General features: G+C 66.6%; 3 protein-coding genes. All 3 read right to left on the bottom strand.

Annotated elements, in window-relative coordinates; all coding sequences use genetic code 11:
• Nucleotides 1-489: 489 nt before the first annotated feature.
• The 3 genes from ACFU7Z_RS38755 to ACFU7Z_RS38745 are packed head-to-tail and all read right to left on the bottom strand — an operon-like array spanning nucleotide 490 to nucleotide 2130.
• Nucleotides 490-1338: a helix-turn-helix domain-containing protein gene (locus ACFU7Z_RS38755; RefSeq protein WP_380738750.1), complete on the bottom strand. Its 849-nt coding sequence runs from the start codon at nucleotides 1336-1338 to the stop codon at nucleotides 490-492.
• Nucleotides 1339-1367: 29 nt separating this feature from the next.
• Complete coding sequence (locus ACFU7Z_RS38750; protein WP_380738748.1) at nucleotides 1368-1895, bottom strand: DUF6879 family protein; 528 nt, start codon at nucleotides 1893-1895, stop codon at nucleotides 1368-1370.
• Nucleotides 1849-2130 carry a hypothetical protein gene (locus ACFU7Z_RS38745; RefSeq protein ID WP_380738746.1) on the bottom strand — a complete coding sequence of 94 codons (282 nt, stop codon included), beginning with the start codon at nucleotides 2128-2130 and terminating at the stop codon, nucleotides 1849-1851. The genes ACFU7Z_RS38750 and ACFU7Z_RS38745 overlap by 47 nt, the downstream gene beginning before the upstream one ends.
• Nucleotides 2131-2363: the final 233 nt, after the last annotated feature.

Here is a 2363-nt window from a genome sequence, read left to right as displayed (position 1 = left end):
GCTGATCGGCTGCGGGATCTCCCTGCTGGCCGGCTACCTGCTGTGGCCGGAGTCCTGGCACACCCGGATCGGCGACCGCCTCGCCGACGCCGTCCTGCTGCGGGTGGAGGCTCTCCGTCACTTGTCCTTCTTCTCGTGCTTCGGGGCGGGCGCCGGGCGCGAGGTGTCCTTCGACGGCTTGTCCTTGCCCGGGTCCTGGTCGCCCGCGTGCTTCCCGGCCATCCCGATCGCGGGTCCTCCGTGGGGGTTGCTTCGGGTGTACAGCCCGGTGGGCCGGTACCGGTCCGGCGGACGCGGTGTCGTCGGCCTGGGCTCGGACTTCGGTTTCGGCTGCGGTGGGTCGGTGACCTGCAAGGCACTGCTCCGCTCAGCTCGTAGGAGTGACAAGGCCTCTCCTTGCGCTCGTGGACGCTCCGCATGGCGGAGCACTCATGACGCTACGGAGCAACAGATCGCTCTTTCAAAGAAGTTGCGCCATCTTGCGCCGATTCACCCGAGTGCGTCGATCGCCGAGGTGATGACCTGCCGAGCCTTCGTGCCGTAGACGGCCATTCCTGCCAGTGCGGTGTAGGTGCGCAGGTAATCGGCGATCTCGCGAGGTCGTGTGATGCGCAGATACCCGGAGGTCAGTTCGACGGCGACCTCGGCCTCGTCGAACATGTAGAAGTCCTCGACCGGAAGTTGGGATCGGTGGCAACCGGTGGGGATGATGCCCAGGCTGACGAAGGGGCTGGCGGATGCAGTGATGAGGTGGTCGAGTTGGTCCGCCATCGTCCTGGCGTCGCACACTGCGGCGCGGAGCACGTACTCTTCGACCAGCAGCCCGAATCGATGCCGGCCGGAGAACAGCATGCGTTGGCGGTCCAGCCGCGCCGCCACGGCCTCCTCGACGTCATCGACGGGCACTCGGTCGCGTTGGATCGAGCGCAGTACGGCAGCGGTGTAGTCGGTTGTCTGAACCATGCCGGGAATGACCCGGCTCGCGTACACACGGAAGACCTCGGTGCGCTGGTAGAGCGTGCCGACGGACTCCTGCGCGGCCCGCAGCCCGGCGTGCTCCATCCGACGCCACTCGGTGTACATCGATTCGACGGCGCGGGCGGTGGCGATGACGTCAGGGAGCTGCTCCTCGGCATCGCATGCAGTGCACCAGGCGCGGAGATCGTCCTCGGAGGGTGCGGACTTGCCGCTCTGGATACGACTGGTCTTGGCAGGGTGCCACCCGCACCGGGCAGAGAGCTCGTCGCCGGTGAGCCCGGCGTCCTTGCGGATCTCGGTCAGTCGATTGGCGAGGGCTTTGCGGGCCTCGACGACACTGGACGACGGGGACGACGACATGTGATGGACTGCCCGGTGCCGATGGTGAGTCAGACGGGATACCGCGCGTGTGGCGTAGCGCGATCCCACACCGCTTCGAACGCGGCGGTGACCTGCTTCACCGTGGCCGGGTCTTCGGTGAACTCGTGGCCGGCCCAGTCGCCGTCGCCGGTGAACCAGTGGAAGAGGACCAGGCGGTCATCGATCAGCCAAAGATCATTTCCAGGCAGTGAGAGATCGGACGCCAGGCGGCGGGGGAGCCAGCGCACGTGCTCGCCGAGGGCGATGTTGTGCCGTTCTGTGATGGCGTGTTCCCAACGGATGTAGTCGGTGACGGGTTCGGAGACGATCCGGGCACGACGCATGATCACGCCCCGGGCCACGGTCTCCTTCACCAGCTCAGCCCAGGCCTGGTACTCCTCGGGAAGCTCGTAGGCGTCGGGGCGGTCGACCGGTAGCCCCGCGCGCCAGTCGGCGAAGACCGGGTCGTCCGCATAGGAGTCCCGCATCTCCAGGTGGACTGCCGAGCGCTCAGCGCTCCGCAGCAGGGCGCCAAAGTCCGGCACGTTCTGCGTCATCGCACACCTTCCGCAAAGCCGGAATCATCCGAACAGGGATACGGACGACGCCCTCGTGGTCCGGGATGCCGACGGGGTGATCAGGAACCCACTCGGTCTCGCTGATGGTGCGGAGCGTGTCCGTGGAGGGGAGCAGCCCCTGTACGACGATCTCCGCGGCTTCGTCTTCGAGCCAGACTGTCGGAGAGCCACCGTTCGGCGAGTCCGGGTCGATCCCGATGAAGCGAAGTGTCATGACTGCCCCTTCCGCGAAGTTGGCTGCAAGTCCGTGTGGGTAACACCGTGTCGTGACACCGCTACAGACGTCAAGTGAGGGTGGCCTCGTGTTCGGTACGAGGCCACCCGAAAACTGACGGTCGGATACCTGCTTGAAATTCGCAACCCAAGACACAACCCGCCTCGTGGCCGGGCGTTGAGCCCACGGTCCGGTTGGCGGTTGGACCGAGGTGGGCAGCCCCGCGTTGGGCG

The sequence above is a fragment of the Kitasatospora sp. NPDC057518 genome (genome assembly GCF_042802075.1).
Taxonomy (GTDB): Bacteria; Actinomycetota; Actinomycetes; order Streptomycetales; family Streptomycetaceae; genus Kitasatospora.
The sequence above is the reverse complement of the archived record's forward strand: the minus strand, read 5'-3'. Positions and strand labels throughout refer to the sequence as shown.